The 4,935-nt window shown below is 72.8% G+C and carries 4 protein-coding genes and 1 pseudogene; 2 read left to right on the forward strand and 3 right to left on the reverse strand.

All coding sequences use genetic code 11. The annotated features are described in order from the left end of the window. Both MXD58_RS19885 and MXD58_RS19890 read left to right on the forward strand, forming a co-directional pair. Positions 1–182, forward strand: a 182-nt coding sequence (locus MXD58_RS19885; protein ID WP_250609711.1) for a hypothetical protein, incomplete at its 5' end; no start/stop codon positions are given. Positions 183–793: 611 nt separating this feature from the next. Further along, a complete protein-coding gene (locus tag MXD58_RS19890) occupies positions 794–1,741 on the forward strand; it encodes an alpha/beta fold hydrolase (protein WP_250609712.1) in 948 nt (315 codons plus the stop codon). Between the two features lie 54 nt (positions 1,742–1,795). Here MXD58_RS19890 and MXD58_RS19895 read toward each other — a convergent pair whose 3' ends face one another. The 3 genes and pseudogenes from MXD58_RS19895 to MXD58_RS19905 all read right to left on the reverse strand — a co-directional run bounded on the left by MXD58_RS19895 (position 1,796) and on the right by MXD58_RS19905 (position 4,854). Further along, on the reverse strand, positions 1,796–2,149 hold the full coding sequence (locus MXD58_RS19895) for a tetratricopeptide repeat protein (protein WP_248836942.1): 354 nt from the start codon (positions 2,147–2,149) through the stop codon (positions 1,796–1,798). 46 nt (positions 2,150–2,195) lie between these two features. Further along, positions 2,196–2,600: pseudogene (locus MXD58_RS19900) on the reverse strand (toll/interleukin-1 receptor domain-containing protein); the annotation flags it as partial. Positions 2,601–2,868: 268 nt separating this feature from the next. Next, positions 2,869–4,854, reverse strand: a complete 1,986-nt coding sequence (locus tag MXD58_RS19905) for an ArnT family glycosyltransferase (protein ID WP_308301999.1) — start codon at positions 4,852–4,854, stop codon at positions 2,869–2,871. Positions 4,855–4,935 lie beyond the last annotated feature (81 nt).

The raw sequence follows: 4,935 nt of genomic DNA on the forward strand, positions 1-4,935 counted from the left end.
GGGGGGGGGGGGGGGGGGCGGGGCGGGGGGGGGCGCGGGGCGTGAGTGCGTCGCCTGGCCTGGGATTCCCGGCAAATGCGCAGCTCCTGCGGGACTTCGGCGTTCGGGCGCGGTTCACCACCACCGCCGAGGACGCTCGGTCGCCGCGCGGCCATCGGTGCCGGCGGCGCCAGTCGCGCTAACCGTTCGGTCATAGCGGCGGCGGCGCGACACCGCCGAATTCCGGGCGGCTGGACCGGCCATTGCTGCGGAGTTGGAGGGCGGAACCGCCGGGTACGGGATGCATTGCCGCGCGGCCAAATTACTTGCCGGGGTCCGCGCGTCAGCACACTCGGGAGGAAGCCGGAACCTCCGTTGTGGTGGCATCGGGAAAAGCGCTGGACCGTGTTGATGGTGCCGCGATGAGGCGCAGATCATCGGTGTAGGCACTGATCGGGATGTCGCCGATCGTCCGGACTGGTGCCGGTGCTCGGCGGCGGATTGTCGCACTGGTGAAGTGTTAAGTCCACCGATACCGGCGACGGGCCGCGGCGGACGGCGCGGGTGATCCCGTCCTGTTGGCCGGCCGATGGGAAATCAATCGGTGGCCCCGGTCACATTCCGGCGTTCGTTCTCCACCGACGCGTGGTCGCGACGCCGGCTCCCTCCCGCGGCGCCGGCGCGCTGGCCGGATCGACCTCATACGGCGGACAGTCCCGTTGCGCCCAGCCCGGTCGGCCCGTCGGCCTCGACAGCATGCGGCCCGTGTGGCGGTCTACATTTCTGCCGGGATCCATCACGGGAATGAGGCGATGTGGCTACCGATGACACCTCCAGTGGCGCGGCGGCGTCCGATGACTACGACGAGTTCGGCCTGCTGCACGAGAACGCCGCGGAACTCGGCCTGCCCTTCCCCGGCCGCCCGCCGGTCAGCCGCGGGTACGCCGACCTGCCGGACGGCGGCCAGCTGAGCTATGTCCGCTGGGGCGAGACCGAACCCGAGGTGGTGTTCCTGCACGGCGGCGCGCAGAACGCGCACACCTGGGACTACGTCGCGCTGGCACTGGGCCGCCCGGCGGTGGCCGTCGACCTGCCCGGCCACGGCCGCTCCTCCTGGCGCACCGACCGCGACTACGGCCCGTGGCGCAACGCGGACGCGATCGCCGCGGTGCTGCCGGCGATCGCCCCCGCCGCTGCCGCCGTTGTCGGCATGTCCCTGGGCGGCGCGACGACGATCCGCCTGGCCGCCGTCCACCCCGAGCTGTGCCGCCGGGTGGTGATCGTGGACGTGACCCCGAGTGTCGCCGACCCCGACCGGACGATGTCCACCGCCGATCGCGGCGCGGTCGCGCTGATCAGCGGCCCGCCGACCTACCCGTCGTTCGAGGCGATGGTCGACGCCGCGATCGCCCTGAGCCCCCGCCGCACACCCCCCGCAGGCCGCCCCCCCCCACTGCACAACGCCCGACGCCTCCCCGACGGCCAGTGGACCTGGCGCTACGACCTGTTCGGCCCGCGCCCCGTGGGCACCCCGGCCTGGTGGTACATGCGCGAGCTGTGGACCGACGTCAGCGCCCTCACCGTCCCGACGCTGCTGGTCCGCGGCGGCGAGTCCCGCTACGTCCGCGACGAGGACGTCGAGGAGTTCCGCCGCCGCCTACCCGCCCTACGCGTCGAGATCGTCCCCGGCGCCGGCCACGCCGTCCAGAGCGACCAGCCCCTGGCCCTCACCCACCTGATCCGCGAGTTCCTCCCCACCTGACCCACCGCGCGATCCCCGGTGACCTGACCCCGGTTCCGATGTTGTGAGACCTGCTCAAGCGGGCTGCGCCCTGGTCCCGTCGTCGTCAGGCGACGCTGCCCGGCTCTGATCACGGGCGGCGTGCGCCGCTTCGACGTTGCCCCGGATGATCGCCGTCGTGGGGTGGTCGGGTCCGAGGATGCGCTGGCGGTCGGTGAGGGTTTGTTCGTACAGGGTGATGGCCTGGTCGAGGCGTCCCGCCGACTGGTAGGCACCGGCGAGGTTGTTGCGGCTGCCCAGGGTGTTGGGGTGGTCGGGTCCGAGGTCCTGAGCGGCGATGGTGAAGGCGCGGTGATGGTAGGGGAGAGCGGTGTCTGGTCGGCCGTGCAGGTCGAGGTAACTGCCGGTGCGGTCGCAGAGCCAGGACACCTCCTGGCGGGACGGCGAGCGCCGCCGCGCGCAGCAGCTCCGCGCGTGCCTGGTCCGCCGGGAGGCCGAACAGGTCGGTGGAGACCACCGAGGCGAGGAGCCCGGGCCGGTCGCAGTCCGCTATCCGCACCACCAGGAGCCTGTGTTCCGCGCCCGTCGGGTCCGCGCCCCAGGCGGCCTGCCATTCGGCGGCGCCGTACACCGACCGGGCGTAGTCGTCGGAGAGCACCGCGATCGTGCGCGCCGCCCGCTGGACCCCGTCGTGCATCCCGCCGACCCAGTTCGACCCGGGCACGAAGTCCCACGCCTGCAGCAGGACCTGGTACTTCGCTTCCTCCAGAGCCCAGGCGATCCACTGCGCCCAGCCCTGGTCCACCGCCGTGTACGAGACGAAGAAATCCCAGCCGCCGTCCACGCCAGCCCCGGCCGTCGATCCGCCCCCGCCGATCATCCGTCGAGCCTCCCACCACCCCCCGCATACGGACCATCCCGGTAGGCCACGGCCGAACGCGACACAGGCCGGCCGCCCGGCATCCCGCACCGGGCGACCCGCCTGCCTGCCACTCTTGGCTGGCCCTCCACACCAGTCGGTCGGCTCTGTCAGTCGGTCGGCTCTGTCAGTCGGCCGTCAGAGTCAGTCGGCCGTCAGAGTCATGTGGACGTCAGAGTCATGTGGACGTCAGAGTCATGTCGTCGTCTGGGTCATGTGGTCGTCTGGGTCAACTGGACGTCGCGGTCGCCGTCAGGTCGTAGACGGTCTGGCCGCCGACGGTCGTGGCCTTGTAGTGCGCGGCCACCCAGGTGGTGATCGCCGTGCCGGTCGAGGTCGCACCGCCCCTGCCACCCATGCCGCCGCCCGAGATGAAGTAGTGGATGCGGCCCTGGGCGACCCACTGCTGGAACTGGACGAGGGTCGGGGCCGGGTCGCTGCCGTCCCACCCGCCGATCGCGATGACCGCCTTGCCGGTGGACAGTTCGAGTTGCGCCGTACCGGTCGCACCGCTGGTCGTGGCCGCCGCCCATGTCGTCGTCGACGACTTCAGCAGGGTCACCAGCTGCGCGTTCGTGCTTTGCCCGTCGCTACCACCGGCGCCACCCGGCGCTGAACCGTCCGTCGAGCCGGTGGTCGTTGGGCTGGTGCCTGCCGCGCTGGTTCCTGCCGTACTGCCGGTGCCGGTGGTTCCGGTGGTGGTGCCGGTGGTTCCGGTGGTGGTGCCGGTGGTGCCGGTGGTGCCGGTGGGGCGGGTGGGGCGGGTGCCCGTGGGGGGCTGGCCGGGTGTGCCGGAGCCGGCGAAGCCGCCGCCCATCGAGCCGCCGCCGATAGAACCGGCGGCCGAGGGGCCGGAGGTGGGGATGGAGCCGGTGTGCGGGTGCGCGGCGGTGGAGACCGCGTAGGCGGTGCTGCCGGCGCCGAGGCCGAGGATCGCGGCGATCGCGAGGACCGCCGCCGCCCGCGCCGAGCGGCGGCCGAGGCCGGCGAGCAGCGCGACCGACACGCCGAGGCACACCGCCAGGATGATCCAGCGCAGCGCGGGTAGCCAGGTCGGCACTCGGTCCAGCAGCACGACGTTCCACACCCCGGTCGCCGTGATCAGCCCGGCCAGTGCCACCCGCGCCGCGATACGGTCGCGGTCCCGCCACAGCGCGCGGCCGACGATGGCGACGAGCGCCGCGACGGCCGGCGCGAGCGCCACCGTGTAATACGGGTGGATGATCCCGCTCATGTAGCTGAAGACGAGGCCACTGACGAGCAACCAGCCGCCCCACAGCAGTAGCGCGGCGCGGGCGGTGTCGGTGCGCGGCGCCCGCCGGGTCCGCCACAGGCCGACGACGAGGGCGAGCAGCGCGGCGGGCAGCAGCCAGGAGATCTCCGCGCCCATGCTGGCGCCGAACAGTCGGGTGATGCCGGTGGCCCCGCCGAACCCGGTGTTCCCGCCGGCTCCTGCACCCCCACCACCGCCACCGCCACCGCCGGCCGAGGCGCCGAAGATGCGGCCGAGCCCGTTGTAGCCGAGAGCCAGCTGCAGCAGGCTGTTGTCGGTCGACCCGCCGATGTACGGCCGCGAGCCGGCCGGCCACAGGGCGACCAGCGCGACGTACCAGCCGGCGGAGACGACGAGCGCGCCGGCGCCGGCCAGCAGACCGACGATGCGCCGGCCCAGCCCGGTGGGCGCCGCGACCAGGTAGACCAGCGCGAGCGCCGGCAGCACCAGCAGCGCCTGGGCCAGCTTGGTCAGAAAGCCGAACCCGAGGCAGGTGCCGGCGAGCATCAGCCAGTGCGCACTCGCCGTCTCGGTGGCCCGCACGGTGCAGTAGGCGGCGGCGACGAGAAGCAGGACCAGCAGCGCGTCCGGGTTGTTGAAGCGGAACATAAGGGCCGCGACGGGGGTGAGTGCGAACGCGGCGCCCGCGAGCAGCCCGGCCCCGATCCCGGCGGTACGCCGCACGGTCGCGTGCAGCAGGGCGACCGCGAGCACGCCCTCGATGGCCTGCGGGGCGAGCACCGACCAGGACGAGAACCCGAGGATCCGCCCGGACAGGCCCGAGATCCACAGGGCGGCCGGCGGCTTGTCGACGGTGATCGCGTTACCGGCGTCCAGCGATCCGAACAGCAGTGCCTTCCAACTGTCGGTGCCGGCCTGGGTGGCCGCGGCGTAGAAGTCGTTGCCGTAGCCGGAGGCGCTGAGGTTCCACAGGTACAGCAGCGCTCGGTGAAACCCGTACTGCTACTACGAGCCGTAGAAGCGGAGCTGGTGCCCGGATGGACGTCCTCCCCACCGACCGTT

This window comes from Frankia sp. AgKG'84/4 (assembly GCF_023242965.2).
In the GTDB taxonomy this organism is placed as follows: domain Bacteria; phylum Actinomycetota; class Actinomycetes; order Frankiales; family Frankiaceae; genus Frankia.